The organism is Pantoea sp. S18 (genome assembly GCF_045689705.1).
Lineage (GTDB): Bacteria > Pseudomonadota > Gammaproteobacteria > Enterobacterales > Enterobacteriaceae > Pantoea > Pantoea symbiotica.
The window spans coordinates 674,101-701,054 of record NZ_CP142689.1 but is presented as its reverse complement, the minus strand read 5'-3'; the positions used below and the strand labels follow the sequence as shown (position 1 = coordinate 701,054).

The following is a 26,954-nucleotide window of genomic DNA, read 5'->3' as shown; positions in this document are numbered from 1 at the left end:
ATTCATCAATTGAGACTACAGCCATGAAGTTCTACAAGCCTGCAAAAATCCGCGCCATATTAGCGCTGCCATTATTTATTGAGCGCGTCCCATGTGGGTTTCCTTCTCCTGCACAGGACTATGTTGAACAGCGAATCGATCTTAACAGTCTGCTTGTCAGCCATCCCAGCTCAACTTATTTCATCAGGGTAAGCGGTGACTCAATGATTGACGGTGGCATCAGTGATGGCGATATGCTGGTGGTGGACAGCTCAGTGAAAGCTGATCATGGCGACATTATTGTTGCGGCCATCGAGGGAGAGTTCACGGTGAAACAGCTCATGACCAAACCTTGCCTGCACCTGAAGCCAATGAATCCAGCGCACGCTATCATTCCGGTCAACGATCCTGACCGGTTTGAAATTTTTGGAGTGGTCAAATACTCGATTAAATCGATGGCCCAGTAATGTTCGCGCTGGTGGACGTTAATAATTTTTATTGCGCCTGCGAGAAGGTTTTCCGACCTGACCTGTGGGGAAAGCCAGTGCTGGTTTTAAGTAATAATGACGGCTGTGTCATTGCCCGCAGCGCGGAAGTCAAAGCGCTGAATATCCCCATGGGCGCACCTTACTTTAAGCTTAAAGATGAAATACGCAGACACAAGATTCACGTGTTTAGCTCCAACTACGCGCTGTATGCAGATTTTAGCAATCGCGTAATGACAACATTGGAAGCTATGGCGCCATCCGTCGAGGTGTACTCAATCGATGAGGCCTTCCTGGACCTGACAGGTCTGAGAAATTGCCGGGTTCTTGAAGATTTTGGGCGAGAAGTTCGTGAACGCGTCAGACGCAACACGCATCTGACAGTGGGCGTCGGTATCGCCCAAACTAAAACGTTAGCAAAATTAGCAAATTACGCTGCCAAAAAGTGGACGCAGACCGGCGGCGTTGTTGACCTGTCAAACATTGAGCGCCAGCGGAAGCTGATGGCGCTGGTTCCGGTCGAAGAAGTATGGGGTGTTGGCCGGCGCATCAGTAAGAAGCTAAATGCTATGGGCATCATCACCGCGAAAGACCTGTCGGAGCAAAGCACATATATCATCCGTAAGCACTTCAACGTTGTGCTGGAGCGAACGGTGCGCGAGCTGCGGGGCGAGCCTTGCCTCGCGCTGGAAGAATTTGCGCCAACCAAGCAGCAAATTGTCTGCTCCCGATCCTTCGGCTCCCGCATAACCGAGTATATGGATATGCGTCAGGCGGTTTGCTCGTATGCAGAGCGCGCGGCTGAGAAGCTGAGAAGGGAGCGCCAGTATTGTAGTCAGGTAGCGGTGTTTGTCCGGACCAGCCCACACGCTGAAGGTGAAGTGTTCTATGGAAACCAAGCGATGGGTAAGCTGCTAACGCCCTCCAACGATACGCGCGACATCATCAGAGTTGCTATGCAGGGTCTCGACCATATATGGCGGGACGGGTGCCGCTATATGAAAGCAGGGGTGATGCTAGGAGATTTTTACAGCCAGGGCGTTTCTCAACTCAATCTCTTTGATGAATTTAAGCCGCAGGCCAACAGTGAGGCGCTGATGCGTGTTGTTGATGGCCTAAACCAGAGCGGGAAGGGGAAGTTATGGTTTGCAGGTCAGGGGATCCAGAAATCCTGGGAGATGAAGCGTGAGATGCTGTCACCGGCATACACGACGCGGTATGAGGATCTGCCCGTGGCGAAGTGAAGTTTACTACTGTCCGCTGCAGTAGTCTGAAACGATAACCGAAACCCGGAACCACGTAGAAATGTCTTAATGATTGAAGTCACCCGGCGACAAATCTCATCTTCCCAGGTTTTATGGCTTTAATGGGGCTTTGCCGATAGGTATCGCCAGTAGCTGACTGCAAGAGAAAAGAAGGAAAAGCACGCTCCTGTAATGAGGCTGCAGTTGATTGGATCATTCACATTGATGTTAAAAAACAGTGCAACCAGTGCCGAACCCACAATCTGACCCAGCAGCCTCGAGCTTCCTAACAGACCGCTGCCGACGCTGGTATTTTCATCGTTTACTGAAGTCATGATGAGATAGTTATTCGGTGACTGAAAAAGTCCGAAGCCCGCACCACATAGCGCGACTCGCCAGATAATATCAATATTTCCGGGTACCACCGGCAGGGCAGCGGTCAGCAGCATGCCGGCAAACAACAACCCAAGACCTGCGGCTCCAATGATATTACAGTCATATTTTTTCAGCAGATTGCCTGCCAGAACCGAAGTAAACATTGTTGCCAGTGGCCAGGCAGTCAGAAGTAACCCTGTTGACACGATATCGCGATGAAGCACATTGTGAAGGTAGAAGGGCAGCGATACATAGGCCAGCAGTTGTGTTGCATAGGAGAGCGCTGACATCAGAAGTGAGAGGCTTAACGTCTTACTGTGAAAGACGGTTAGAGGTATCAGCGCCTTTTCGACCTTGTGCTTCTGGTTCAGGTAAAAAGTTTCCAGTAACAATACAAAAACAGTCAGGCTCCCCATCGCAAAAAACATCTTCTGCCGCGTCAGGCCGAAAACAGTGCATGAGAAAAGGAGACCAAGCATAAATACGATGATGGCTCCTGTTCGATCAAACGATCCCTTTTCAGCCGGGCTCGTATTCAGAAAGACCACGCTAATCAGTACCGATACTGCCGCAACAGGTACATTGATAGTGAATAGCCAGTTCCAGCTCGCCACAGCAAGGATGGCAGAGGCTATAGATGGCCCGGCCGCTGCGGCAACGGAGACCAGCATGACGTTCACGCCCAAACCTCTTCCCAGCAGGCCTGCGGGATAGATAGCTTTGATCAGTGCAGCATTCACGCTCAAAATCGCCGCTGCACTGAAACCCTGTACCACGCGAAATACCGTCAGCATTTCCAGACTTTCAGATAACGCGCAGCCCAGTGATGACAGCGCGAATAAGAGTACGCCTGTATTAAATACGCGCGTGATACCCACGGATTTTCCCAGTGCCGCCAGTGGAAGCAGTGATGCGACCACGGCGAACTGATAAGCATTGACGATCAGAATGGAGTTGGACTCACTGATTGAAAACTCTCGCGCAATCACAGGGAGCGCGACATTGGCGATCGTACTGTCTAGCATCGCAATGACCGTGCTTAACGATACTGCAATGATGGCCATCAGGTTCAGTGTGTTACCCGTGCTAACATCCTTATTCATGGGTTTTCCTTCGTCATAACGGCTTTGTAAGAGAAATGGTTAAACCAGAATATATCCCTTCCGGACAAAGGTAGCCGGTTATGGCACTGGCAAAGGATGTCGGGACAATGCACATATTTGCGCACATGAGATGCGTAATCCTGAATTTATTCGCGATGAAAGATCGTGAGGGCTAAGGATGTTTAAGCCGGATTAAATGACTAATTTTAGCTCACAGGCATTTTTCGGTCTGTTGTAACAGGATGATGAATGACATCATTAGTTATCACAGCTTCCATTCTGAACAACAGCATTATCAATTCACGAGGCTGTTACCTATTCTCGTCCACGAGTCGGGTATGATAGAAGCATAAGGTTGATGACAATATTGATACTTACGCCAATAATACAGATCGCGAGTTGTTGATCAGGATATATCTGGCACAGCTTTTTGCTGACATCGAGGCAGGTATAAATCGTTGCTGCAATAATCCAGCCCTTGATAAGGTAATTCATGTGTAATTCTCCTTCAGAGTACTGAATACGTCCGCATTATGATAATGTTAGCCTCTGCTTTAATAATTTTCAGGGTTGTAATTATAAAAGCTGACATAAAATATTCCCTTAGTGATGTCGAGTTATCAGATGTTATCGTTCCAGTAAGAAAAGACAAGCATAATTTTTTCTGATTAAATTATATCATTTTTATTTGAGATTAAATAATGAGTGCTGGCTGGCAGTATTGATATCTATGTTTTGATGTTGTTTTTATTTTTTACGGAATTAAATAACCTGTGTGTGTTACTCTTGGCTGGGGCGCGTTATACCCGACCTGTAAATTTGCATAATTTGACGCCGCTAAGATATACCCAAGCGTAATTATTAGTGTGCCCGGTTTGACGCCGGTGAATTGGTCAAAGGACTATGACGGTAAAGTTCATATGATGCCAGCTATCTGGCTACAGATGTTTCTACTGGGGGCATAGGGCATAACGGCATCAGAGCTCTTGCCGGGCAAGATAAATTGTTCACGCTAAGCAGCTCTACATATTTCATTTCAATAAAAAATTCTCGAATGTACTTTCTTCACACCCGCGCTTTGTCATGAAGCGCAAAGCGCAGTTATCCTCTGTTAATATTGCTTTTTTTATTTTGTCCTTTTTTTAAATCTTTGAGTTTTTGGTGCTTTCTGTAGGGATCCAGTCGATGGGATTTTGCCTCATCTCCAGAGATGTTTTTATCAGGTACTGCAAAGATGAAATTTTCATACCCTCCGATATAACCGGTGTGGGCCGTATGAACAGCGTCAGGGTATACGCGCACATGATTATCACACCTGACATTGCATTTCGGGATTGAATATATAGCAAGAAAGAATGTGTACATAAATGTCTTTAACATGATAGTTCGCTTGGTTACTATTAATGATCGAAGGGATTTTACGCCTGAGAAATACAATTCGTCAATTCATCTTTCTGTATACATTATCTCAGAGATACTCCTGAATAATTCTCTTAAAAAATACATGATTAAAAATTGGTGTGTTTTTGCAAGAGCATGAATTTAAAGTTGTTAAATTATTTTATGAGTGTTGCGTCAGGATGTAACAATCGGTCAGGCAGTCTCATGAAGTATTGATTGAATGGTATTATCATGTTCTCATCATAATTCCAAGACAGTATAAATAAGCTCTTCGATTCGACAGGTTAGGGAAGATATTATAATGCTCAGTAAAAACGGTTACCTTCTTGTGCTCGGTGAGCGAAATATTGAAACATTTGGTTTATTCAGTCTTATTGATGACCTGAGCTATCTGTACTCGACGCATGCTGTTTATGTCCGGGATGAACGTGATTTCTACAGAAGGCAGGCCTGTTTTCGCGAAGATGTCAGTTTTAGCGCTATCGTGTGCATTTCAGCGAACATATTCTTTCCGGAATGGTTTAATACATTTCTCTTTCTGCAAAGAAAAACGCATGGGCGGATTTTGATTTATATCAATGATGAGAGTTATGTGTGTGACGGAAAAAAACGGCTTATCAGCAGGGTAGCTCACGCTGATTGCATCCTGTATTCATCTATGCAGGTAAACAGCCTCAGAGTTGCACTCGTGGATGCATTGAATGGCCGAATAAGAAACGATCACGCATGCTGCCTGTCGTTGCGCGAACTCTCAATTATCGATGGTTACATCAAGGGTGTTAAAGCTCCTGCCCAGTCTGTCCTGTTAAACGTAAATGTCAAAACCATATACCAGCACAGAAAAAACTGCGCTAACAAACTCGGCCTGAAAAGCCTAAAGGACCTGACCAGGATGTAAGACAACGTGACCAATACATCCACGATTTCCGGTTAATGTTTTCATCAGAAATTATGCGTGTTCAGGAGAGCATCGTGCCTTTAGTCAACATTTATAAAACAGACTGGTTCAAAGTGCTTTGCGACATCAGCAGGGCCGGGTTCTCGCTTCAGACCATTGCTTACGAACTGGATGTCGCTACCTCAACACTCATCGGTTGGAAGCAGGGCGCAAGCCCTCGCCATCATACGGGTGAAGCACTGATAGATATCTGGATGAACGTGACTGGCAGGGACCGAAAAGAGTTACCCAGGGTTGTCTGCAAGCGGGCGTTTATCCACAAACCGCTTTGCATCGTTTCACCGAATTCAGAAAAGTGAACGTCTCCATCGCTACAGTCCGTTGCCTGTATCACTTCATTCCTGATGCAGTGCAACGGAGTCAACATGAATCTCGAATACCTGATCAAATTTCACAACTCAAAATCTGTAACGTATGGAAATGTGCCGTTGAAAGGCTCATGCTCATCGCTAACCACCAGTGATGTGATGGCTGCAGCAGGCATGCTGCAGCACCGTGCGGCGCTGGGCTATGCAGCCTTTGCAGGAAAAATGAATCTGAGCAAAACTGAATCGCAGCGTGCGGTGAGCCTTCTGAGTATTTATGCGCAGGAGCAGGCGCAACACATCCCTGCGCTCAAAAAGCTGATGCCGGCAGTCAGAACATCAGTTATCATCCACATGTCTGTGTGTGCATTTATAGAGTTTGCACGCAGTGCTGCCACTGAGAATCAATGTCCTGTCTGTCGTGGAAAAGGCATTCTTGATAATGGCCTGTGCCCGTGCTGCAAAGGTAAACGGAAAGTTCGCGCTGCCTGTCCATCCTGTAAGGGCCGTGGCGAAGCCGTCAACCGCCGCGAGTCAAAGCTCAGAGGTGTACCCGTTTACCAGCCCTGCAAGCGTTGTAGTGGGCGAGGGTTTAGCCGGATCCCTTCAACCCATATTTTTGGCATTATTAGTCGCATCACTACCGAAATATCGCTGGATACATGGCACAAAAGCGTCAAATCATTCTATGAAAGTCTCGTAACCAAACTACTGACGGAAGAATCATGGGCGGAGAAGCAATTAAAACAAATCACTAAGTAGTAAGCGATATGTTTTCTGGCGATTATATAGCTCACTATTTACATTTCCATTTTATGTGGTATCTTGGGCCCAACCGTGGGGTATTGCCCTTCAGAAAACTACGCAGGATACGGTAGTGTGCCTGACAATCTTTTAATCACGCCTTCGTTTTCATCATAATACTCTGCACAACTACTCTCGATGCCAATTTCCTCATGGCATTCACGAACAGAGCCTCGCTTGAAAGCGGGGCTTTTTGCTTTCTGCATCCAGTAAATGATATGGCCTGAGGCGATATTCATTTTCCTGGTGTATCTGCGCCTCACCTTAACGAGTTAGGGCTCATGACTTTCACAATGGACAGGCTTACCTCTGGCGCTGCTTACAGTACTTCGGCAGGGCTGGTATCCAATGGCATTCTGAGCTGGCTCAGCCCGGATGAATGGAGTGCCTTTGGCGTGCTGACCGGGATCGCACTTGCACTCCTCACACTAATGATTAACTGGTTTTATAAGCGAAAAGTTGCCCTCGCACAGATTGAGGCCTTACATCATAAATCTTGCGATAAAGATCGGCGCGAGGAATAAACCTTGGCCATACCACAAGCACTGCGTCGAAAACTGATTGCTGCTGCTGGCGGCGGGGCGCTGATGATTGCCACCGTATTGCTCAGTGGCAGAACAGGTATTGAGGGGCGGGTTTACGAGCCTTATCTTGATGTAACTGGCGTCCTTACGGTTTGCGACGGGCATACAGGTGCCGATATTATCAGAGGTAAAAGGTACACCGATCGCGAATGCGAACGCCTGACGTGGAATGACATGCAGCCAGTCAGGCGAACGGTTGATGACCTGGTAAGCGTGCCGCTAAACGAGTACCAACGGGCAGCACTGTACAGTTTCACCTATAACGTTGGTACTGAAGCCTTCTCAAAATCCACCCTTCTGAAAAAGCTCAATGCAGGCGATCACAGTGGAGCGTGCGATGAATTACGCCGCTGGGTATACGCCGGAGGCATGAAGTGGAAAGGCCTGATGAACCGACGCGATATGGAGCGTTCTCTCTGCCTGGCGGGTGGTGCAGATGACTTTTAATTCCGGTGTATTTATCACATCGATTGCCTTAAGCAGTGTACTGGCGGCAGGCTCAATAGCCATTTATTACCGCAGCAATGCCATCATCTACCAGGGCGAGCGCGATAAAGCGACAGATGCACTTCAGTCAGCAAATGCAAAGATAGATGACATGCAGGTTCGCCAGCGCGATGTAGCAGCGCTTGACACTAAATACACGAAGGAACTAGCTGATGCTCAGGCGACTATTGACCAGCTGCACGATGATGTTGCTATTGGCAAGCGCCGGTTGCAGCTCAACGTCAAACGTTACAGGGCAAAAGCCACCGGCACCTCCTGCGTGGATGATGCAGCCAGCCCCCGATCTGATGACGCCCTTGAACGCAATTATTTCACTCTCAGACGTCGAATCGAAGTTGCCGGAAAGCAAATAGCCGGCTTGCAGCAGTACATCAGGGAACAATGCCTTAAGTAGATTTCATTGTGAACTGATGATAGGCGTGAAGCTGATAGAAACCTAAAGTTTCCCCGGTTGTACGGCGTATCAGGGACGATATCATAATCATTAGTTTGACGCGGTTTGGAGTTTCAGAATCTTTTAAATGATAGGTGGCTCTTTTACTGCCATCCTCATTGAAGAACTCAGCGGCTTCTTCAGCTAAGTAAACCTTGTCTTCTCCGCCTATTGATTTGACATGCGAAGACAAAGATTCAATGACGCTATTTTCTATGAAATCATTTTGGATTTTATGTGCAAGGTTGTTCCTTAATAGGTTTAGCTTGTCCAATGCCTTAAAGGTAGGCAAGGGAAGACCAAGCTTGGCTGCCAACTCTAACTTTTTAAAATAATTTAATTTGAATGCCCTGCCTTCCTTCGGTTCGGTGTCGAATAAATCTTCTCTTCGGATTGCTGAACAAATAAAAGCTTCAAGAAAACTTTCGGTAACGAGATGAAGCCTCAGCACAACACCCAAATCGTCAGTGCTGTCAGTAGACGCAATGAAGGCATTCCTTACAGCGTCTGTATCAAACAGCTTGCGAAATATAAAAAGATTCATAGCGAAATAATCCCAAAGGTTAAATATGGCACTCACTGACAAACAAGAAATGTTCTGTCGCGAGTACCTTATCGATTTGAACGCCACGCAAGCGGCCATTCGGGCAGGTTACAGTCAGAAAACAGCAAGCCGTATGGGCTCTGAAAACCTCTCTAAACCTGATATTGCGAAGCGCATCATAGAACTTAAATCAGCGCGAAATGAAAGGGTAGAGATTAATGCAGATTACGTACTGCAGCGGTTGGTTCAGATCGATGAAATGGACGTACTCGACATCCTGAAAGACGACGGTGGCCTTAAACTTGTTCATGAGTGGCCAAAAGTCTGGCGCACGACACTGAGTGGCCTGGATGTGCTGACGACCGTCACTAACTTCGACGAAACCACTACTGAAAACATACTCAAAAAAATCAAGTGGCCGGATAAAGTGAAGAACCTGGAATTGCTGGGTAAGCACATTGCAGTGCAGGCCTTCAGAGAGCAGGCCACGCATGCGCTGACGGGCAAGGATGGTGGTCCAGTTGAAGTTAAGCTGCTCTCCCGCGAGGAATACCGGCAGGCACGCCGGGAAATGTTAGAGGATGACGACTGCTGACTATAAGACCGCTGCACGCCGTATAGAGTGTGAAGAGGACGGGATGTACTTCGCCCGCTACTTCTTCAGGCAGCGCACCGGCAGCAGAATGATTGTGGCACCACATCATCAGGTCTTACAGCAGACGCTGGACCGCGTGATTGATGGTGACATCCAGCGACTAATCATCAACGTTCCGCCGGGCTACACTAAGACCGAACTGGCCACCATCAACATGATGGGCCGGGGGCTGGCGCTGAACCGGCGTGCCCGCTTTATGCACCTATCGTATTCCCACAATCTGGCGTTACTGAACTCTTCGACCACGCGCAGCATTGTTAAATCGTCTGCCTATCAGGCCATGTGGCCTATGGCACTTCGTGATGATGCGGACAGTAAAGCCATGTGGTGGACCGAATATGGCGGCGGGGTGTATGCCTCGTCAGCTGCGGGTCAGGTTACCGGCTTTCGTGCCGGGCACATGGAGCCAGGCTGGCAGGGCGCGCTCATTATTGATGACGCAGTAAAGCCTGACGATGCCTACAGCGAAATCATCCGCGACGGGGTGAATACCCGCTTCAACGAAACCATCCGCTCTCGTCTGGCCATTGAGACCACGCCTATCGTGGTCATCATGCAGCGTATCCACTATCACGACCTGAGCGGTTATCTGCTGCGGGGTGGCAGCGGTGAAGAGTGGCATCACCTGAATCTGCCGGTGATTATCGATAACAGTCAGTCTTACAGCGCGCTTTACCCTGAGAACACCCACGCGATACCGATTGACCACGGGCTCCCTGACGGATGGCTATGGCCATACAAGCATAACGAGTCGCACCGGGTTTCCCTGTTTTCACACCGCCGCACTGTCGAAGCGCAGTACATGCAGCGTCCGCGCCGGTTTAATGCTGAAGGCGCACTGTGGACAGAAACCATGGTGTCGGGTGCCCGAGCGCTGGAGATTGCGCTTCAGCCGTCCCGTACCGTTGTGGCTATCGACCCACAGGCCACCAACAGTGAAGAGAGTGACGAAACGGGCATTGTCGTGGCGAGCAGCTACGGGCGCGTTAATGACCGGCTGTTCTCCGCTGATGCTGATTATTCGGGCAAATACTCACCTAACGGCTGGGCGAAGCGTGCCTTCCGGGCTTATGAGGAGCACCGGGCTGAAGCCATCGTTATCGAAACCAATCAGGGCGGTGACATGGCGGAAGATACGCTGCGTAATGCGGGCTATCGCGGGCGCATCATTCGCGTCCATGCCAGCAAAGGCAAATTTGCCCGCGCTGAACCTATCTCGGCGCTATATGAACAGGGGCGGGTGGCGCACCGTGGCAATCTCTATCAGCTGGAGAATCAGTTGCTGGAGTACGTACCTTCCACCGCTAAAAAATCACCGGATCGTCTTGATGCGCTGGTCTGGGCCATTACTGAGCTGTTCCAGCCAAAAGGCACAACAGTCCGTCCATTCACTGCATAACTGAATATCATCATGAACAACGACGTCCGGAAGCGATCGCCCAGAATTGAGTCGATGGCCGGATGCTGGCCCATGATCAGCGCACTGCTGGGTGGCACGGCGGCAATGCGTAAGGCAGGAAAAACGTATCTGCCACGGTGGCCCAACGAAGAAGATGCGTTCTATCAGAACCGCCTGAGTACGGCCACGCTGTTTCCGGCGTTCAGCCGAACCGTTGAAGTGCTCAGCGGCAAACCCTTCTCCCGCCCGGTGACCTGGGATGAGAAGGTTGTGCCTGCCCGCATACGCAAAATGTTCGCCGATATCGACCTGCAGGGCACTAATCTGCACTCGTTTCTGGCTGACATCTGTGAAGAGGCGATGGCGTATGGTCTGTGTGGCATTCTGGTTGAGCACCCGCCCTCAAATAAGCGCATTTCTCTGGCTGAGGAGCGTCACCGGGGGCTGCGTCCTTATTTCGTGAAGGTGACCGCCAACAGCCTGCTGGACTTCGACTCCGAACGAGTCAATGGTCAGGAGACGTTCACCATGCTGCGCTTTGTCGAGACAGTGAGCGAGCGCGATCCGGACAATGAATTTGTTGTTAAAAACATTGAACAGGTCAGGGTGCTGAATCCCGGCCGCTGGCGTGTTTACCGTGAAAAACCCAATACCATAACCGGTACTCTGGAGTGGCAGCTGCACGAAGAGGGTAAAACCAGCCTGCAAAAAATCACCTTTGTCCCGGTGTATGGCGATAAGCGAGGTTTCATGCACGGCAGGCCGCCGCTGACTGAGCTTGCATGGCTCAATGTCGAGCACTGGCAGTCCCGCAGTGACCAGCAGACCATTCTGCACGTGGCGCGGGTGCCGGTCCTTTTCGGTAAAAAACTCGGCGATGGGCCGATATCTGTTGGGGCGGCGTCTGCCATCATGGCTGAAGAAGACGATGCAGACCTGCGCTATGTCGAGCACAGCGGTAAAGCCATCGAAGCCGGACGCACGGACATCCTTGACCTTGAGGAGAAGATGCGTCAGATAGGGGCGGAACTGCTGGTGATAAAACCCGGCCACAGAACCGTGGTGCAGACGCTGGCAGATAACGAGGCGGGTACCAGTGCTCTGCAGCGTATGGTCTGTGACCTGACCGATGCCGCTCGTCTGGCCCTGCAGTACCTGGCTGAATGGATCGGGGAAAACGACGGCGGTCACGTCACGATATTCTGCGACTTTGGGGCCACCACTCTCGCTGAAGCTTCCGCAGACTTCCTGGTGGGCATGCATAAAGCCAGGGCTTTGTCAGATGAAACGCTGTTCAACGAAATTCAGCGCCGTGGTTTGATAAACAGCGAACTCCGCTGGACGGATGAACTACTACGTATCCGCGCCATGGCGCCACCCAATAAAGATAAGCCGGTACCAGACCCGGTTTAACCCTCTCAGGCCTGTGCAATCGCATGGGCTTTTTTATTGCCGACCGCTGCGGATGCAGCTCGGCGCCACGAGCCGGATGGCTCTTACCCGGTTGGATGACCTGTATGAAACTTAAACTCGATGAGAACGGCAATGTTGTCGTGAACGATGGTAAACCTGTGTACATGCAGGATGACGGCAAAGAGATCGTATTCGATGCGCCGGGCACTCTGCAGACCATCTCGCGCCTGAATGGCGAGGCGAAGTCGCACCGCGAACGTGCGGAGACGGCGGAGACCGCGCTTAAGACGTTCGACGGTATCACTGATCCGGCCGCTGCTCTGGCGGCGCTGGAGACCGTAAAAAACCTGGAAGACAAAACGCTGGTGGATGCTGGTGAAGTCGAAAAGGTGCGTACAGAAGCGGTTCGTGCAGTAGAAGAGAAATACGCCCCGATCGTCAAAGAGCGCGATGACCTGAGCGAAAAGCTCACTGCGGAAAAAATCGGTGGGAGTTTTGCCCGTTCTAAATTCATCGCCGAGAAGATGAGTATCCCGGCTGACCTCGTGGAAGCCCGCTTTGGCAGTAACTTCCAGTTAGACGGTGACGCTGTCACGGCATTTGATCGTGAAGGCAACAAAATCTTCAGTGCAATCAAGCCTGGCGAAGCAGCCGGCTTCGATGAAGCGCTGGGCATTCTCGTCGAGCACTATCCCTACAAAGACCAGATCCTCAAAGGTACCGGCGCATCAGGCGGCGGCTCCAGTGGAGGCAATGGGAACACCAACCCGAATACGCTTACCCGTGAACAGTTCGAAACACTCAGCCCTCAGGAGCAGAGCGAAAGAGCGTGCGCGGGTGTGCAGATTACTGATTAACAGGGCACTCTGAATGTCTAATACCCTCACGCAACTTATTCCCGACCTGTATCAGTCGCTCGATATTGTATCGCGCGAACTGGCAGGGTTTATCCCCTCCGTCACGCTTGATGCATCGGCAGAACGTGCGGCACTCAACCAGCCGATCCGTATTCCGCTGACGCCTGCATCCAAAGCGGATGATGTGACGCCCGGCCAGTTACCACCCGATAACGGCGATCAAATTATTGATAACGTACCGCTGACCATCACCAAATCCCGCATGGTGCCGTTCCGCTGGGAAGGCGAGCAACAGAAAGGCATCAAATCGGGACCAGGCTACCACGGCATTCGTCGCGACCAGGTGACGCAGGCTATGCGTACGCTGGTCAATGAAATCGAAGTCGACCTAGGACAGCTCTTCCGCCGTGCATCCCGTGCTGCTGGTGTAGCCGGTAAAACACCGTTTGAGGACACCCTGACCGACACGGCACAGGTGCGTAAAATTCTCACCGATAACGGTGCACCGCTCAGTGACCTGCAATGTGTTATCGACACGACTGCAGGTGCAGCACTGCGCACCATGGCGCAGCTGACCAAAGCCAACGAAGCGGGCACCACATCGCTGCGTGCGCAGGGCACACTGCTCGAATTGCATGGTTTCACGTTGCGCGAGTCTGCAGGTGTGGCGCAGAACACAGGCGTAAAATCAGGGACGTTGACTGTCGGTAACGACCTTGTTGCCGGGCAGACACTTATCAAACTCGCTAAGGTTGAGGGGAAGACGCCAAATCTTGATGCTGTTAAGTCGGGTTCTCTCATACCTCTTGGGAAGCATAAATATGTGGTGGCGGAGGTTTCAACTGATGGCATCCATATTCATGCCCCCGGACTGCGAGAAAATGTGAAGGCTGGAGCGAAATTTGACGTTGTGAGTGAGTTCATTGCCAATTTTGCCTTCAGCCGTTCTGCGATCATCCTGGCCACTCGTGCCCCGGCGCTGCCTGAAGAGGGAGATATGGCTGACGACCGCATCATGATTACTGACCCGCGCACCAACATGTCATTCGAAGTCTCCATGTACAAACAGTACCGCCGTGTTCGTTATGAAATCGCCGCGGCATGGGGCTGTCAGAACATCAAACCAGAACACACCGCACTGCTCTTAAGCTAGTTCTTCACTGCTATATTCGATAGCTATTCACTTAATGAGGTATCTCATGCTGACTCCACAACAGCAGGCTGATGCGCGCCGGTACATGGGTTATCCAATGCTGGGTGATACCTCTCCGGACGATCGCTCAGATGTGGCGTATGCGCAGGTGACGTCCGGGCGCTTTCAGACTCTGGCGCATCGACTGAACACTCTCCGGGATGAGGAGGAAAAAATTGTGGCGAACTACCTCATTACGCTGGCGGGGCTGGAGAGCGGTATTGCCCGCGCGGCCGACAATCTGGATACGGATAAGGCTGCCGTCTGGCAGCGCAACCGCTCAGAGGTGTCAGACCGCACGCGTTTATACAACCAGTGGCGACGTCAGCTGTGCGGATTGCTGGGTATCACTCCGGGCCCGTCTCTGGGTGATGGCACTACACGACTGGTCAGGAGCTGATATGGATGCGTTACAGCTTTCAGTCAGGGTAAGCATGGGCAATGGCAAGGCAGCAAAACGCCTTGGCAGCATCGCACGTCATTACCGGGCAGTGAACCCGTTCAGCCCGCTCAAAACGGAACCATTGCAGGTGCTTGCGGCGTCCTTCACGACTGATTACGGCTACATGCGCGCTGCGCGTTTTGGTCAGGCCGCCCGCATTGGTATTTTTGATGCAACCGGATTTAAAACGGGTGATATCCTGGCCTCAGATGAAGAGGCTACATTTTATGTGGCTGCCATGCCTCTGTTGCAGCCCATCCTGTGTGTGAAAGCAGAACGGCTGATTACCTTACGACGAACCGCTGCGGCAAGGGCGAGTGGAGGGTTACAGGATTACGGAGGGACGTCTGCAGCGGATGAAAAAATTATCATGACTGACTGGCCTGCGAGTATTCTGCACAATCGAAATGGTGAGCACAGCCCGTTAAAATTGCCCGGTGAAACACGCTGTGCGTGGTACAACATTTTGATGCCGGCCTTCGCTGATCTGCATATTCATCCTGGGGATTTTGTGACAGATGATACTGGCCTTCGCTATGTCATTAGCGGTACCGAACTGACAGAGATGGGCTGGCGCCTGACGGCAATGCGGTTGACTGCTAAAGATGGCCAGTATTGATGAGGTCTCAAATTACCTCGCAAAACGGATAGCTGAGGTGCTGTATCCCGCAGGTGTCAATGCATCAAGCATCGTGACAGCCCCCATCAAAATATACCCCGGCTGGCCTGTGCCTGGTGCATTGCAGCCTGATATGGACGCGGGCGTTGTGCATGTTTCCGTCTGGCCATTACCCACTGAACGGAAAGTGACTACGCCGCTGGGCAGGCCATTCCGACGGATGGCGTTATCTGGAGACGTTGCCGGACAAGCGGTCAGGGAGCTGAAACGTCAGATCAAAGACTTTCAGATTACAGTCTGGGCACCGACGCCTCCGCTAAGAAACACCGTCGGTACAGTCATCGATACTGCGCTGACAGAACAGTGCCACATTGACCTTAGAGACGGTGCACCGGCGCAGATGTTTTATGCCCGACAGTTTGATTCGGATGCTGCTGAGAACTGGCACGTTTACCGTCGAGACCTGATTTTTAGTGTTAATTACGCCACAACTCAGGCCATCAGTGCGCCGGAGGTGACTGAGATTGCTGTCACCGTAAATAGCCACAACCTCAGGCATTGATGCCTGCCTTTCTCGCATCAGCTTCAACCCGCTACCCGCATTACTGATTTATTACGGAGTAATTCTCATGCCGATTTATCCTTCCGGTAGCCTTAACACGTCTGCACTGACGGCACCCGATCTGTACGTGCAGGTCGTGCCGCCCCGCACACGGTATATAAATGGCGTACCCACAGATGGACTGGGGCTGGTGGGCGTGGCCAGCTGGGGACCGGTAAACAGCGCATTCCGCATCAGTTCCGATACTGACATGGCTTTTTTTCTGGGATCACCCAGGAATCGCCAGTACGATTTATCCACCGCTGCGGCGATCTCACTGCAGCTCGGCGCCTCGAATCTGAACTGTGTCCGCGTTACCAACGGACGGGATACGTCTGCCAGCGCCATGCTCTTTAATAACGGGAGCAAGGCTTCACTGTTGCTTACGGCACTGTACAGCGGCACGCGCGGCAATCAGATCAGCGCAGGCATCAGTAACGGGACCGCCGTCGGTTCACGAAAGCTCACCATCAGCCTGCCGGGTGTCAGTGCTGAGGTCTTCGATAACCTGAAAGGTGAAGGGGATGCGATGTGGAAAGCCATGGCAGAGGCGGTGAACCACGGGCAGATGAATATTCGCGGTCCCAGCCAGCTAGTCAGGGCAAAAGTCACCGAGTCAGAGGCGACGACGCCGTCACCGGCTACTGAGGTCACCCTGAGTGGCGGTACCGATGGCGTAACAGGAATTAATGACACAATTCTCCTTGGTCAGGACGGTATTGATACCCCTCGTAAAGGCATGTTTGCCTTGCGAGGTACGAACTCGCAGGTCATCAACCTGATTGATGTGACGGATAAAAATTGCTGGCCTTCGATGGCTGCGTTTGCGGAGTCAGAAGGGGCATATATCATCACCCAGGGCGGTGTTTCCACCGACTACAAAACCCTGTCTGAAGCGCTTAACGGTTCTGGTGTGGATGACTGGCACCTGAAACTTATTGTTGGTGACTGGCCGTTCTGGAAGGATAGCGCCAACGGTATAAACCGCATGATTGCGCCAGCCACCTTCGAAGCGGCGAATATTGCATCCCGATCACCGCATATCTCCACCCTGAACAAACGTATCCCTGGCATTATTGCCACGGAGCGCCAGCAGGCGGGGCGTCCCTATTCAGTACCGGAAATCGGCGCGATTAACTCAGCGCGTCTTGATGTCATCACCAATCCCTGTCCGGGCGGCCATTACTTTGGCATGCGCTCGGGGCGGAATACCTCATCCAACCCGACCCAGAATGATGACACTTACACCCGCATGACCAACTTCCTGTCGCTGACGATTGCGGCAAGCTTTGGTGGCGTGGTGGGTGACAACCAGACGGTGGATTTGCGCCGGGAAACGAAAAGCACGCTGGAGTCATTCCTGTCAAACCTGGAAGGGCTGAAGATGATCGGCGATCCGAACGGCGGGCCGGCTTTCTCAGTGCGCCTCGATGCGACCAACAACCCGGATTCCCGCGTTGCGCTGGGCTATATGACGGCCGATGTGCAGGTCAAATATCTGAATGTGGTGCGCTATTTCCTGGTGAATATGGAAGGGGGCGGCAGCGTGTCCATCTCCGTCTCAAACGACTCACACCGCTAATGCCGCTGCGCTATTAATCCGGAGATAAACCATGCCAACCCTTGGCTATACCGTGGGCCGCGATATCGCTGTTGATATCAATACGCACACGGGCAAGCTGCGCATTCCCAAAATAATGAGCTTTGACTCAAAGCCGCAGGTTTCGACACAGAAGATTACCCCGCTCAACGGCATTACTGATGAATTACAAATCCCTGTTGGCTGGCATGGGACCATTACGGCTGAACGTATGGATGCCACGCTGGATGACTTCTGGGCAAAGTGGGAAGAGAACTACTACAACGGTATTGATCAGCCGCGCGGCACCATTACTGAAACCATCACTGAAGCGAATGGCACGGTCAGCGTGTTCCGCTATGAAGGGGTGTCATTTCACCTCACCGATGCCGGCAACAAGCAGGGTGAGAAAACCGTCAACCAGACGCTGACGTTCACAGCCAGCCGTCGTAAAAAAGTTAACTGAGGTTACTGAGTGAAAGTCACAGTCCATGAAAAACCGAGATCTGATGAACCCTCCGTTGCTGTACTAAATCAGGTAACTGACACTCGCGGTCGCGTTATCCGCTATCGCGAGCTTGACCCGTTACAGGAATCACGTCTGATTCTGGCAATTGGCGCGCAGGCCGCAATGAACCCGGTTTATGTGAATGTGTATGCCATTCCTGCAGCGCGGGTCTCAGACATTGATGGGGATGAGTACCCCATTCCTCAGACGCAGGCTCAGGTAGATGCCATGATCAGCATTCTGGGGCGCGAGGGCATGGACGCGCTGGCCACCCAATTTTTCCCGACCGGAGACTGCAATCAAGGTGATGACATTCACAGGACCGCCACAAAAAACTCGCCCTGAACCCTGATTTTCGCAGTCGTTGCTGGCTGCTGAAGAACGGGGTTCCATTCTCAATGGTATTTGATGTGACAGAGATGGTGACGCACGAACGGCACGCGATGGCGATCGTCTTTTCAGAGCTGGAAGGGGCGCAGTTCAACTGGCAGACATGGGCCTGGGAGAAACAGACGTGAAAGAGTTAGATGGATTCCTCGCTGCGGCACTGCAATTTGCGGCGCTGGAAGTCACGCTGCACAAGCGACTGGCTGACGGACTCGAAAACGTCGCAGAATCTATCGCACAGACCGCGAAAGATGAAATCGGTTTTTATCAGCCGGCGGTGGGTCCTTTTCAGGACTGGGCTCCGCTGGCTGAGAGTACCGAAGAGGACAAGGCGAGAAAAGGCTTTCCACTGGAAGCTCCGCTTCTGCGTACCGGTGAGTTCCGCGATACGTGGGAGCATGAGATCAGTGGTTTCGAGGCGGTGGTAGGTTCAAAAGATAAAAGAGCTCCCTGGTTTGAATTCGGTACCGTCAATATGCCTCCTCGTCCGGTGCTTGGCCCGGCAGTCATCCACAATGAGCGCACCATCCGCCGGATACTGGGGCGTGCTGCAGTTACGGGTATCACTGAAGGCACCGCCATCCACAGTGTTATGGGATATGACCGCCAGATATAAATCCCGCCACGAAACTTCATCGCCAAACTTAAGTCAAATTAGCGCCTCAATGTCATTACGGCCAATAGTTGACCTTCTCACGGGGCCGGCCGATGAACTGTTTCGGGAGTAATTATGCTGAAAGCCCTGATTGTCCCAATGATTTTACTGCCTGCTTTACCTGCACCTGCGCAGATTGTTTCCATCGCACCAGGTCACATCCATCGCGTGCCTGCTTCGGAGCTGGTGGCATATACCCCCGAAAGGGTTCCGGAGACGGAGGCATTAATTCGCAGCAACCTGCTTGATGATCCGCATTCACCGCGAGTCGGGGCGCTGCAACCGGCGCTGACGCTGGTATGTTTTACCGATTACAGTTGCAAAGCCTGTAAAGGCCTGGATGAAAAACTGCATCGGCTGCTGGCGCTGCATCCTCAGTTGGCTGTTACTTACAAATTCAGCCCATCCATGTTTCAGCCGCTTAACCCTTCGCGTATGGCTCTCACCTTATGGGAACAACAGCCCTCAACATTTGAGGCCTTTCATCGCTATCTTATGCGTTATAAGGGCTCACTGGATGATTACAGTATCCGGAATGCAGTCCGCTCTGCAGGCTCAACCATTTATCAGCTCAGCCCGGATGTCACGCATACCCTGGCGCTGAACAAAGCATTGATGAAAAAACTTAATATCACCCACACGCCCGCGACCCTCATCGGCGACACCGTTTTGACGGGCGATGTGGCTTTCAGTGAACTTGAAGAGGCGGTGAAGCGCGCGCAGACGGAAACATGATGAGTGAATACGAACGGAAAGCATTTTTGCGGAAAACTTAATGCTGTCAGTGTCAGCTTATAGTCTCGGCATTTTTCGGGGCGAAAGAGTATGAACTCATTATCAGTATTATCTTTACTGGCGCTGACGATGGTTAGCGCTGGCATGGATGCGAATGACAGTGAAACCTACTACGGAGACAGCTGGGACAACACCATGGCTAAAATTCATGGAACATGCACACGTGTAACATGCCCGCCAGGTACACGCGTCAAAGTGGATGTGGTGCCAGGCGATACTGGTATCGCAGAAACCTGGGACAGAAAGGTTGTCGAACTGCTTAACCTGGTCGGAGTGACGTTCGTGGTGATGGGTACAGATGGACACTCTTCGTCTTCGTGGGTACTGGCGCCCGGCGGTGTGGCCTACAGCATTCAGTGGATGTTCCTGAAAAAAGTGGCCGATAAGAAAACACAAGGCTGAAAACAAAAAGCCCGGGAGTGGTGGCAACCGGGCTGGGCACAATCCTGTGCCAAAGAATTCCAATAAGAGCATGGCCTCATCACAGGGAAGTAAGAGACGAATTGAACTGAGTCGGTAAACTGGACATGGCATGCTAAGCGGCAGCGGTTAGAACAGACTTAGTTCGAGACATTGGATTGATTCTCAGTCCTCTGAATGTGCTGCGTGGCTGACTGTATGTTCGCGAAGACATAAATGTAAAATACGAGATAATCTCGTGAAATTCACATGCTAATACTGACAAATGATTACTGCTTATCGATACGGGGCAGTGGGCCACTTCTTATAAGCAAAGACGTAAAGCATGATGAAATGAATGCCCGGACATGACAGCAGGAGCGCCATCTTCCATCCGAAGCCAGCTTTTTGTGCCATGCGGAAACAGGGGATGAACATCAGAAACCAGATGACTAAGGACAAGGTTGCAAGAGGGTTAGGCTGTTCCATTGATAGAGCTCCATGAGTAATTAGCCTTTGGTTATCGGCGCCCAACGGAGATCATTTAGCCAAAATAACCTCTGAGCAACTATTCCACATTAAACCGTCTGAAAGTTATAGCCCACCTTCGTGGGCCATCAGTTTAGTTGCCGCCCGGGCGAGCGTCCGCAGAGCGGTTACCGCAACGTGAACCGTCTGCAGCAGTATCGTTGTTATGCTGACAGTTACCCGCAAATGCGCTTACCGAAGCACCCATTGACAGAATGAGGCAAAAAATAGCCATTACCTTTTTCATCATGTTTCTCGCTGTGTGATTGTGTTGCCAAATGGCGAAATCACATTACGGCTGAGGCACAAAATTATCAATAAAATTTATAAGAATATTCCTAGTCGACGCCGGGTTTCTCAAGTCCTCGTCAAAATTCATAAAGAGGTGGCTGAGTGAAAAAGTCACTTCCGACTTAGTGGCAGAAGAGTTGGCTGATTTTTGCCTTTAGTCATTGATTAAAATTAAGCAATATATTGGTTCTTTATCACACGATTGCTGTGTGTCAGGTTGTTCTAATTTGTCCCTCTAATCATAAGGAGGGATTCATGAAAACACGCAGTATCGCTTTTTCAATGGCCATGGCAATTAGTTTACTTTTTGTAGGCGCTGCAGAAGCGAAATCATCAAAACAAACCGACGATCAGATACGACAGCTCATCATCGAAGATTCAATCGCATCTTACCCTGGCGTCTGTGCTTGTCCGTTCAACTCCGCCCGTAATGGCAGTAGCTGTGGCAGAAGAAGTGCGTGGAGCAAGCAGGGCGGGTATGCCCCTATTTGCTACAAAAAAGAAGTTTCACGAGAGATGGTCGATGAATGGCGTAAAAGCCATGCAGCCTGACTAAACCCGCGAAAGCGGGTTTTTTATTGCCTGTTAACGGAGTGTCGATGGATTTAGAGGCCTATAAAGTCGCAGTCAGGCTTAGTCTGACTGAAAACATCTCCGCTGGTTTACTGGCTGTCTCACGCAGGTTTGCAGACACCCACCAGCAGGCTGCATTGTTTCAGGCGCAGATGAAACAGATCGGGAGGATGACGATCGCCGGTGGAGGTCTGACAGCTGTTGGCCTGGGTATTACAAAGGGACTGGATGCAACCCTTAAGGCTGCACGAGACCTGGTGCGCGCTCAGACTGATTTCCGCACGCTTAATCTTTCAGCTCAGGACAATGCCGCTGTAACGGGGCAGGCGCAGTTGCTGGCACACCAGACGCTGGGTACCACGATTGCAGGTAATATTCGCCTGATTCAGGACCTGCATACAGCCTTTGGTGATCTGCACCATGCCGTTGAGACCGCGCCAGAATTTGCCCGCTATGAAGCGACAGTACGTATGGCGCTTGGTAAAGACGCAACTGACGGACTGGTCAATGCCGCAGCGAAGGCTTTAGAGCACCGTGGCGGTGCGGTGATTAATGATCCCGCCCGATTCCTGAATGAGCTGTCAATGATGTCTCAGGTACAGCTTGCATCACGCGGGCGTGTCAGCCCGAAAGACTTTCTTGCCGCCTCGCAGACGGGCAAAGCCGCTTATATGATGCTCGATCCGCAATATCTGTATGGTCAGTTTGCAGGCCTGATGAGCATGGACAAAGGGGGAAATAAATCCGGTACCGCGCTTATGACAGCATTCAGTTCGCTGATTGGTGGGCACATGGACCGGAAGGCAAAGGGTTTGCTCGCTGAAATAGGCATGCTGGAAGAGGGTGTCAGTCCTGTACGACTGAAGATGATGCGCGAAGCTATGCGCAACATGTCGGCTGAAGAGAGGGATTTATACCGGCAGAGTCTTGGCAGTGAGTCCGTTACCAGTGGCGGTCTGAAGCCGGAGTATGCGAGGTTGTTTTCCCGCCCCGATAAACTTGCTGCCGTGATGGCGGATAAAATCCGACAGCGTTACGGCAGCGGGCTTACCGATGATGAAGTCGGAAACATGCTCGGTGAATACCTGAACCGTAACGCCGGACAGTTTTATGGCCAGCACATAAAGAATGCCGCCAAGCTGAGCAAAGACGCCACGGTATTCCACCGTGCGCAGAGTTACAGCGCGGCTTACGACACTTATCTGAATTCACCTGACGGGGCCGCTGTTGGGCTCACGGCTGCCTGGACCAACCTGAAAGCCATCCTGGGCATCCAGCTGCTGCCCACGGTAACCAGCCTGACGCTGGGACTCACACGATTTATCGACAAGCTCAGCCAGTTCGCCGAAGACAATCCATGGGCCACCCGGATTGCGGCTTACTCTGCAACGGCGCTCGCGGGTTTGTCATTGCTCTCCGGTGGCATTCTGTTGTTAAGTGCCACCATTGCCGGAGCAAGGCTGGTGGGCAGTCTCGGCGTTATAACTTCTGTTGCCGCCATGCTGGGTGGTCCGGTGACGCTGGCCATCGCAGCAGTTGCAGGTGCCAGCGTACTGATTTACAGCAACTGGGCACGCGTCCGTCCCGCGCTTACGGGAATGTGGAGAGAGTTCAGCGAAGTGGGCAGTACCACCTGGTCCGCAATAAAGGGAATGGGGCAGCATTTCATTGGCTGGTGGGAAGGCATTGAGAGCAGGGCGGATAATTTCGGCGAGCGCGTGCAGTCAGGCTTTAACCGGTTGTTTGACTACATCATAGGCCTGCTCAACAACCTGCCTGGCGTCAACATTCCGACAACGGCTCAACGCCAGCTGAAAAAGAGCGCTTCCACACTGTTCGGTGATATTGAGGCCATAACCCGTAGTGCACGCGTCTCCGGAACTCATTCAGCAATGGCGATCGCAATGGCAACGCAGGGAAGAAATAAGGTTGGGGTAGATTATGCTAAAGGTATGCAGAGCCTGTATCGCGGTGATGACATACCGCCAATGCCACACAGATTTCAGCAGATGGTACAGGTTCACAGCAGGGTGTATCTGGATAAAAAGGCAGTGGGCGAAGCCGTAACACAACATCAGGTGCGTGAGGCGACCCGTGCACCCACAGGGAGCAGTCGCTTCGACCCATCTATGCTATTGACCCATCCAGGGCAGGTCAGTAATGTATTTATGCCTTGACTGTAGTTAATTAAACTATCCTGGCACCGTACGGAACATAAGGAGAATGGCCGTATGATACTTATTTAATGCCGAATCGTATTCAACATTAAAAGGTAATAAAAGAAGTTCATTGCCAAAATTGGTGATGAAATTATCAACAATAAAGAAGATCTCTAATTCCTTGATTGTATATGACTGTAGAAATAAAAGGCCCTAATAATAGGGAGTAGGACAGGTATTTATGCCAATCCATGGCACATATCTTATTAATGCGTCATGTAGATGGGTTTGGAGGGCGACGGCTTATACGTCCTCCTTTACGTCCAGCTTCGATTGCTCGTTCCGGGTTGTTTCTAAAGTTACCACCGCTGACACGTCCTCCTCGCTTACCGGCCTCACTCGCTCTATTGGGATCGTTAGCAAAATTACCTGCACCGCCTCTGAGTTTTACTTCTGCCATAGTCAGTCCTCAATTAATCTTGGATAAAGGTTAGTTTTAAGCCACTCATAAAAAACATTAGGCAGCTTGTGTGTTTTTTTCCACCCCCATGCAGCGGAATAGAATGATGCAGATCAAATAAGCAACCAAAATTTGACTTAAGGGGCGGGGTCAGGCTGAGTTTTGTATGCATTTTTAAATCCATCGTCATCATTATGCCCAGCCATACTATTCCTAATCATTTTTATGCATCAATTGTAGCGATCGACGACTCATGCGGCCGACAAGCTAAAGCGGCAGTTAAGTGAATTAAAACTTCAGTTAACTGATAGCCGTCAATTGCTAATAATCTTGTGAGAAGTAAAGCATCAGATTAAAGACAATGAGGGATGATAAGGGGTGATAAAAATAAAAGCCCGGTAGTGGTGGCAACCGGGCTGGGCACAATCCTGTGCCAAATTTCCAACAAGAGCGGGTCTCATCACAGGGGGTGATAAGGACAATTATGATTGTAGATTATGTTGAGAGAAGTACATGTAAAGCGGCAAATTTTTATCTTTTATCAGACCTGGGGCCGTGATCATCTCAGGGTGGATGAACCATGAGACGAGGTGTGAATCCTTCTACATGGGATTCGAAAGGGCAGCGCACTGAAACTCCACAACATTTCCTTTTTTCTTATTGGAATTAATATCATATTCATCCACTCTTAGTTAAGACTAACAACCAGAAATTAAGAGCCAATTGTGTCTAAATTAAGTAAACAACTCGAACAGAATTTTGATGATGCGTGTCAGATTATAGGGCAGGTAGCTATACAAAAAGCTGCCCGGGGAGAAGAGACCACCCGTTTGTTGTTAGTTGAAGAGATTAAAAAGCTTGCAGCACGTTACAAAATTCTTACCGGAGAGGAGCATCAGGCTATGCGGATGGCAATTGAATCTCTGGAGGGCAACTTATGATCACAAACTTATTCAGACATTGATTAAGGAACAGTAGAATGCGTACGCACTACATTACTCACCTCACAATGTTCTCTGTGGACATTTGTGTTAAGTACATTGGGGGCCTGACTCACTGAACCTTCATGCATCGTGCACAGTATTGCATTCTCAATAATTTTCAGCAGTTAACCCACCAGTTAGTTATCGAACCTTCAAGCGTCGCCCGGGACTCAGAATCAGCAAGGCCATAATTTACGGCGCTCTCAGCATCAATAAATGAAGCGCTTTCCATTTTCGCATACCAGTCCCTACCAGAATTTTTCGTCTCTGCAGTCAGGATATCAATGAAACGATTCATATCATTATCGAGACTTCTCACCCACTCTGCTATTCGGGCGTGATCCGCAGCATGATTAGTGAAGCCCCACTGAAGAGGGTGGATCAAGAATCGCGAGCCTGGGTTGACCCGGCGGTCGCTACCAGCCAGATAAATCACCGTTGCAATGGACTCTACGTTACTGAGATTGTGGGTATGGAGCGGCACAGGCAGGGATTTTAAAAAGTGATAAGCCGTAAAACCGGCCAACAGCTCACCGCCCGGACTGGAGATATGCAGGTTAATTTGCGTTGCACCATTCCCCAAAGCTTTCAGACATGCGTCCTGAAGGCCTGACACCGTGGACATGTTAACCGGACACAAAAAATGGACAGTGTGACGCATGTAATCCCCTCAGCCTTCATTAGGCGTAAATCCCTGAACAACGATTTTTAGGGCCATTTACTGGAAATGTCCAATCTTCATCGTATGAACATTCAATATAAAAATTTATCTTTCACCGGTGGTGGAGATCCGACCGCCGCACGTCTGATGTTAGGCGAATTCGAATTTATGGAATTCGAAGTGCCGGAACGTGTGGTTATTCCCGGTCGGCAGAAGACAGTCCTGCACCAACTAATCGGTGGGAGGCGCATCATTGATGTGCTGGGTACCGAATACGAGCCGTTGACCTGGTCTGGCGTCATCACCGGCTTGCAGGCCAGCGAACGCGTTAGTGCCCTTGAACGGATGCGGGATGAAGGGCGTCCGACAGTGCTCACGCTTGACGATTACCGTTTTACGGTAATTATTACCCGCTTCACGTCAGTGTATGAGTTTATCTGGCGCCGACCTTATTCAATTGAAGTGGCCGTTGTCAGCAATGACGGTGCGCCGACAAAAGTTGATGCGCTTACTGGAGCGTTGCAAGGACTGATTAACAGTGACCTTGGACGTGTACTGGGTCTGGCAAAGATAATTAATATCGACGCAGTGACAAAGACTGTGAAAGAAGTGCATCAGGCGGTACAACAAATTACTGACTTTGCCCACGCCACGGTGGCGCAGATTCAGTCGGTAATCAGACCCCTCATTGCCGCTCGTAATATTATTCAGCATGAATTGGCCTTACTGGAAGCCGCTGCCGAAGATATCACTTCACTTGGTGGCATGGTTCCCGGAAATCCCATATCAAAAGCCGTAAATAATCTCCTTATGCAATTAGACTGCAGCACCCGCATTCCAGCGTTCTATCAGTTACAGGATGTGCTGGGAAGACTGAACAAAAACGTCAGAACAGGCCAGACTGCACAGGGAGTTAAAGCTATCACCCTTGCAGGAGGAGATCTCTATCGGGTGGCTTCAGAGCAGTACGGCGATGCATCACTGTGGACCAGCCTAGCCGATGCTAATGACCTGGCCGATCCACAGTTAAGCGGGGTCAATACAATCAGAATACCCACCAGCCCGATGAGTTAACA

Annotated in this window: 32 protein-coding genes; 26 read left to right on the top strand and 6 right to left on the bottom strand. The window is 50.6% G+C overall.

Annotation, left to right across the window (positions count from 1 at the left end):
- Positions 1-23 precede the first annotated feature (23 nt).
- Together umuD and umuC are read left to right on the top strand one after the other, a co-directional pair.
- Positions 24-446, top strand: coding sequence for a translesion error-prone DNA polymerase V autoproteolytic subunit (umuD, locus tag VIJ98_RS23125; protein WP_323271626.1), 423 nt, complete (start codon positions 24-26; stop codon positions 444-446).
- Complete coding sequence (gene umuC / locus VIJ98_RS23120; protein ID WP_101761633.1) at positions 446-1,708, top strand: translesion error-prone DNA polymerase V subunit UmuC; 1,263 nt, start codon at positions 446-448, stop codon at positions 1,706-1,708. Before umuD ends, umuC begins: the two co-directional genes overlap by 1 nt.
- A 119-nt stretch (positions 1,709-1,827) precedes the next feature.
- Here the strand turns inward: umuC and VIJ98_RS23115 are convergent, their stop codons facing one another.
- Both VIJ98_RS23115 and VIJ98_RS23110 read right to left on the bottom strand, forming a co-directional pair.
- Positions 1,828-3,186 (bottom strand): MFS transporter, encoded by a 1,359-nt coding sequence (locus tag VIJ98_RS23115; RefSeq protein ID WP_323271625.1) that lies wholly within the window; start codon positions 3,184-3,186, stop codon positions 1,828-1,830.
- A gap of 1,101 nt (positions 3,187-4,287) precedes the next feature.
- Positions 4,288-4,566: a hypothetical protein gene (locus VIJ98_RS23110; protein WP_323271624.1), complete on the bottom strand. Its 279-nt coding sequence runs from the start codon at positions 4,564-4,566 to the stop codon at positions 4,288-4,290.
- Positions 4,567-4,888: 322 nt separating this feature from the next.
- On the opposite strand from VIJ98_RS23110, the gene VIJ98_RS23105 reads away from it, so the two are divergent.
- From VIJ98_RS23105 to VIJ98_RS23080, 6 genes are all read left to right on the top strand, one after another.
- Positions 4,889-5,485, top strand: a complete 597-nt coding sequence (locus VIJ98_RS23105) for a hypothetical protein (protein ID WP_277976409.1) — start codon at positions 4,889-4,891, stop codon at positions 5,483-5,485.
- A 74-nt stretch (positions 5,486-5,559) separates the two neighbouring features.
- Entirely contained in the window at positions 5,560-5,844 is a 285-nt protein-coding gene (locus VIJ98_RS23100; protein ID WP_277976408.1) for a hypothetical protein, read from the top strand.
- A gap of 66 nt (positions 5,845-5,910) precedes the next feature.
- The gene (locus VIJ98_RS23095) at positions 5,911-6,612 is read left to right on the top strand and encodes an antitermination protein (protein ID WP_323271623.1); all 702 of its coding nucleotides are present in this window, start codon (positions 5,911-5,913) and stop codon (positions 6,610-6,612) included.
- A 323-nt stretch (positions 6,613-6,935) separates the two neighbouring features.
- Positions 6,936-7,178, top strand: coding sequence for a phage holin (locus VIJ98_RS23090; RefSeq protein ID WP_323271622.1), 243 nt, complete (start codon positions 6,936-6,938; stop codon positions 7,176-7,178).
- 3 nt (positions 7,179-7,181) lie between these two features.
- Positions 7,182-7,685 carry a lysozyme gene (locus VIJ98_RS23085; protein WP_323271621.1) on the top strand — a complete coding sequence of 168 codons (504 nt, stop codon included), beginning with the start codon at positions 7,182-7,184 and terminating at the stop codon, positions 7,683-7,685.
- Complete coding sequence (locus VIJ98_RS23080; protein WP_277976405.1) at positions 7,675-8,139, top strand: lysis protein; 465 nt, start codon at positions 7,675-7,677, stop codon at positions 8,137-8,139. Before VIJ98_RS23085 ends, VIJ98_RS23080 begins: the two co-directional genes overlap by 11 nt.
- Here the strand turns inward: VIJ98_RS23080 and VIJ98_RS23075 are convergent.
- Entirely contained in the window at positions 8,132-8,722 is a 591-nt protein-coding gene (locus VIJ98_RS23075) for a hypothetical protein (protein ID WP_323271620.1), read from the bottom strand. The genes VIJ98_RS23080 and VIJ98_RS23075 overlap by 8 nt on opposite strands.
- A gap of 25 nt (positions 8,723-8,747) precedes the next feature.
- Between VIJ98_RS23075 and VIJ98_RS23070 the strand changes: the two genes are divergently transcribed.
- The 14 genes from VIJ98_RS23070 to VIJ98_RS23005 all read left to right on the top strand — a co-directional run bounded on the left by VIJ98_RS23070 (position 8,748) and on the right by VIJ98_RS23005 (position 20,226).
- Positions 8,748-9,317 carry a terminase small subunit gene (locus tag VIJ98_RS23070; RefSeq protein WP_277976403.1) on the top strand — a complete coding sequence of 190 codons (570 nt, stop codon included), beginning with the start codon at positions 8,748-8,750 and terminating at the stop codon, positions 9,315-9,317.
- The gene (locus tag VIJ98_RS23065; protein ID WP_323271619.1) at positions 9,304-10,776 is read left to right on the top strand and encodes a DNA-packaging protein; all 1,473 of its coding nucleotides are present in this window, start codon (positions 9,304-9,306) and stop codon (positions 10,774-10,776) included. The genes VIJ98_RS23070 and VIJ98_RS23065 overlap by 14 nt, the downstream gene beginning before the upstream one ends.
- Positions 10,777-10,848: 72 nt before the next feature.
- Positions 10,849-12,189, top strand: coding sequence for a DUF4055 domain-containing protein (locus tag VIJ98_RS23060; protein WP_323271618.1), 1,341 nt, complete (start codon positions 10,849-10,851; stop codon positions 12,187-12,189).
- Between the two features lie 104 nt (positions 12,190-12,293).
- Positions 12,294-13,046, top strand: coding sequence for a DUF6651 domain-containing protein (locus VIJ98_RS23055; protein ID WP_277976400.1), 753 nt, complete (start codon positions 12,294-12,296; stop codon positions 13,044-13,046).
- 13 nt (positions 13,047-13,059) lie between these two features.
- On the top strand, positions 13,060-14,199 hold the full coding sequence (locus tag VIJ98_RS23050) for a P22 phage major capsid protein family protein (protein ID WP_277976399.1): 1,140 nt from the start codon (positions 13,060-13,062) through the stop codon (positions 14,197-14,199).
- Between the two features lie 46 nt (positions 14,200-14,245).
- Complete coding sequence (locus VIJ98_RS23045) at positions 14,246-14,638, top strand: hypothetical protein (RefSeq protein WP_277976398.1); 393 nt, start codon at positions 14,246-14,248, stop codon at positions 14,636-14,638.
- A 1-nt stretch (position 14,639) separates the two neighbouring features.
- On the top strand, positions 14,640-15,299 hold the full coding sequence (locus VIJ98_RS23040) for a hypothetical protein (RefSeq protein WP_323271617.1): 660 nt from the start codon (positions 14,640-14,642) through the stop codon (positions 15,297-15,299).
- Positions 15,286-15,861, top strand: coding sequence for a hypothetical protein (locus VIJ98_RS23035; RefSeq protein ID WP_323271616.1), 576 nt, complete (start codon positions 15,286-15,288; stop codon positions 15,859-15,861). The genes VIJ98_RS23040 and VIJ98_RS23035 overlap by 14 nt, the downstream gene beginning before the upstream one ends.
- A 67-nt stretch (positions 15,862-15,928) precedes the next feature.
- Complete coding sequence (locus tag VIJ98_RS23030; RefSeq protein WP_277976395.1) at positions 15,929-17,482, top strand: phage tail protein; 1,554 nt, start codon at positions 15,929-15,931, stop codon at positions 17,480-17,482.
- A 31-nt stretch (positions 17,483-17,513) separates the two neighbouring features.
- Positions 17,514-17,945 carry a hypothetical protein gene (locus tag VIJ98_RS23025; protein ID WP_091003855.1) on the top strand — a complete coding sequence of 144 codons (432 nt, stop codon included), beginning with the start codon at positions 17,514-17,516 and terminating at the stop codon, positions 17,943-17,945.
- Between the two features lie 9 nt (positions 17,946-17,954).
- A complete protein-coding gene (locus VIJ98_RS23020; RefSeq protein WP_091003852.1) occupies positions 17,955-18,332 on the top strand; it encodes a hypothetical protein in 378 nt (125 codons plus the stop codon).
- A 169-nt stretch (positions 18,333-18,501) separates the two neighbouring features.
- The gene (locus tag VIJ98_RS23015; RefSeq protein WP_139221419.1) at positions 18,502-18,990 is read left to right on the top strand and encodes a hypothetical protein; all 489 of its coding nucleotides are present in this window, start codon (positions 18,502-18,504) and stop codon (positions 18,988-18,990) included.
- 114 nt (positions 18,991-19,104) lie between these two features.
- On the top strand, positions 19,105-19,764 hold the full coding sequence (locus VIJ98_RS23010; protein ID WP_323271615.1) for a thioredoxin domain-containing protein: 660 nt from the start codon (positions 19,105-19,107) through the stop codon (positions 19,762-19,764).
- 90 nt (positions 19,765-19,854) lie between these two features.
- Complete coding sequence (locus tag VIJ98_RS23005) at positions 19,855-20,226, top strand: hypothetical protein (RefSeq protein WP_323271614.1); 372 nt, start codon at positions 19,855-19,857, stop codon at positions 20,224-20,226.
- 294 nt (positions 20,227-20,520) lie between these two features.
- Here VIJ98_RS23005 and VIJ98_RS23000 read toward each other — a convergent pair whose 3' ends face one another.
- Positions 20,521-20,712 (bottom strand): hypothetical protein, encoded by a 192-nt coding sequence (locus VIJ98_RS23000; protein WP_323271613.1) that lies wholly within the window; start codon positions 20,710-20,712, stop codon positions 20,521-20,523.
- 612 nt (positions 20,713-21,324) lie between these two features.
- Here VIJ98_RS23000 and VIJ98_RS22995 point away from each other — a divergent pair.
- Positions 21,325-21,594 (top strand): hypothetical protein, encoded by a 270-nt coding sequence (locus tag VIJ98_RS22995; protein ID WP_254773270.1) that lies wholly within the window; start codon positions 21,325-21,327, stop codon positions 21,592-21,594.
- A gap of 47 nt (positions 21,595-21,641) precedes the next feature.
- Positions 21,642-23,792, top strand: coding sequence for a hypothetical protein (locus VIJ98_RS22990; RefSeq protein ID WP_323271612.1), 2,151 nt, complete (start codon positions 21,642-21,644; stop codon positions 23,790-23,792).
- Between the two features lie 256 nt (positions 23,793-24,048).
- On the opposite strand, the gene VIJ98_RS22985 is transcribed toward VIJ98_RS22990, so the two are convergent.
- Complete coding sequence (locus tag VIJ98_RS22985; protein WP_071531635.1) at positions 24,049-24,234, bottom strand: general stress protein; 186 nt, start codon at positions 24,232-24,234, stop codon at positions 24,049-24,051.
- A 725-nt stretch (positions 24,235-24,959) separates the two neighbouring features.
- On the opposite strand from VIJ98_RS22985, the gene VIJ98_RS22980 reads away from it, so the two are divergent.
- Positions 24,960-25,175: a DUF2767 family protein gene (locus VIJ98_RS22980; protein WP_277976387.1), complete on the top strand. Its 216-nt coding sequence runs from the start codon at positions 24,960-24,962 to the stop codon at positions 25,173-25,175.
- A gap of 160 nt (positions 25,176-25,335) precedes the next feature.
- Here VIJ98_RS22980 and VIJ98_RS22975 read toward each other — a convergent pair whose 3' ends face one another.
- Complete coding sequence (locus VIJ98_RS22975) at positions 25,336-25,878, bottom strand: ATP-dependent Clp protease proteolytic subunit (RefSeq protein ID WP_323271610.1); 543 nt, start codon at positions 25,876-25,878, stop codon at positions 25,336-25,338.
- 66 nt (positions 25,879-25,944) lie between these two features.
- Between VIJ98_RS22975 and VIJ98_RS22970 the strand changes: the two genes are divergently transcribed.
- Positions 25,945-26,952, top strand: a complete 1,008-nt coding sequence (locus VIJ98_RS22970) for a hypothetical protein (protein ID WP_323271608.1) — start codon at positions 25,945-25,947, stop codon at positions 26,950-26,952.
- Positions 26,953-26,954 lie beyond the last annotated feature (2 nt).

Bases quoted from the DNA above. Each gene is read 5' to 3' on its own strand.
- VIJ98_RS23070 (WP_277976403.1), top strand. From the start codon at position 8,748: ATGGCACTCACTGACAAACAAGAAATGTTCTGTCGCGAGTACCTTATC.
- umuC (WP_101761633.1), top strand. From the start codon at position 446: ATGTTCGCGCTGGTGGACGTTAATAATTTTTATTGCGCCTGCGAGAAG.
- VIJ98_RS23025 (WP_091003855.1), top strand. From the start codon at position 17,514: ATGCCAACCCTTGGCTATACCGTGGGCCGCGATATCGCTGTTGATATC.
- VIJ98_RS22985 (WP_071531635.1), bottom strand. From the start codon at position 24,234: ATGGCAGAAGTAAAACTCAGAGGCGGTGCAGGTAATTTTGCTAACGAT.
- VIJ98_RS23000 (WP_323271613.1), bottom strand. From the start codon at position 20,712: ATGGAACAGCCTAACCCTCTTGCAACCTTGTCCTTAGTCATCTGGTTT.
- VIJ98_RS23035 (WP_323271616.1), top strand. From the start codon at position 15,286: ATGGCCAGTATTGATGAGGTCTCAAATTACCTCGCAAAACGGATAGCT.
- VIJ98_RS23075 (WP_323271620.1), bottom strand. From the start codon at position 8,722: ATGAATCTTTTTATATTTCGCAAGCTGTTTGATACAGACGCTGTAAGG.
- VIJ98_RS23090 (WP_323271622.1), top strand. From the start codon at position 6,936: ATGACTTTCACAATGGACAGGCTTACCTCTGGCGCTGCTTACAGTACT.
- VIJ98_RS23045 (WP_277976398.1), top strand. From the start codon at position 14,246: ATGCTGACTCCACAACAGCAGGCTGATGCGCGCCGGTACATGGGTTAT.
- VIJ98_RS23005 (WP_323271614.1), top strand. From the start codon at position 19,855: ATGAACTCATTATCAGTATTATCTTTACTGGCGCTGACGATGGTTAGC.
- VIJ98_RS23080 (WP_277976405.1), top strand. From the start codon at position 7,675: ATGACTTTTAATTCCGGTGTATTTATCACATCGATTGCCTTAAGCAGT.
- VIJ98_RS22975 (WP_323271610.1), bottom strand. From the start codon at position 25,878: ATGCGTCACACTGTCCATTTTTTGTGTCCGGTTAACATGTCCACGGTG.
- VIJ98_RS23095 (WP_323271623.1), top strand. From the start codon at position 5,911: ATGAATCTCGAATACCTGATCAAATTTCACAACTCAAAATCTGTAACG.
- VIJ98_RS23115 (WP_323271625.1), bottom strand. From the start codon at position 3,186: ATGAATAAGGATGTTAGCACGGGTAACACACTGAACCTGATGGCCATC.
- umuD (WP_323271626.1), top strand. From the start codon at position 24: ATGAAGTTCTACAAGCCTGCAAAAATCCGCGCCATATTAGCGCTGCCA.
- VIJ98_RS23060 (WP_323271618.1), top strand. From the start codon at position 10,849: ATGATCAGCGCACTGCTGGGTGGCACGGCGGCAATGCGTAAGGCAGGA.
- VIJ98_RS23010 (WP_323271615.1), top strand. From the start codon at position 19,105: ATGCTGAAAGCCCTGATTGTCCCAATGATTTTACTGCCTGCTTTACCT.
- VIJ98_RS22990 (WP_323271612.1), top strand. From the start codon at position 21,642: ATGGATTTAGAGGCCTATAAAGTCGCAGTCAGGCTTAGTCTGACTGAA.
- VIJ98_RS23105 (WP_277976409.1), top strand. From the start codon at position 4,889: ATGCTCAGTAAAAACGGTTACCTTCTTGTGCTCGGTGAGCGAAATATT.
- VIJ98_RS23110 (WP_323271624.1), bottom strand. From the start codon at position 4,566: ATGTTAAAGACATTTATGTACACATTCTTTCTTGCTATATATTCAATC.
- VIJ98_RS23050 (WP_277976399.1), top strand. From the start codon at position 13,060: ATGTCTAATACCCTCACGCAACTTATTCCCGACCTGTATCAGTCGCTC.
- VIJ98_RS22995 (WP_254773270.1), top strand. From the start codon at position 21,325: ATGGCCATGGCAATTAGTTTACTTTTTGTAGGCGCTGCAGAAGCGAAA.
- VIJ98_RS22970 (WP_323271608.1), top strand. From the start codon at position 25,945: ATGTCCAATCTTCATCGTATGAACATTCAATATAAAAATTTATCTTTC.
- VIJ98_RS23030 (WP_277976395.1), top strand. From the start codon at position 15,929: ATGCCGATTTATCCTTCCGGTAGCCTTAACACGTCTGCACTGACGGCA.
- VIJ98_RS23065 (WP_323271619.1), top strand. From the start codon at position 9,304: ATGACGACTGCTGACTATAAGACCGCTGCACGCCGTATAGAGTGTGAA.
- VIJ98_RS23055 (WP_277976400.1), top strand. From the start codon at position 12,294: ATGAAACTTAAACTCGATGAGAACGGCAATGTTGTCGTGAACGATGGT.
- VIJ98_RS23040 (WP_323271617.1), top strand. From the start codon at position 14,640: ATGGATGCGTTACAGCTTTCAGTCAGGGTAAGCATGGGCAATGGCAAG.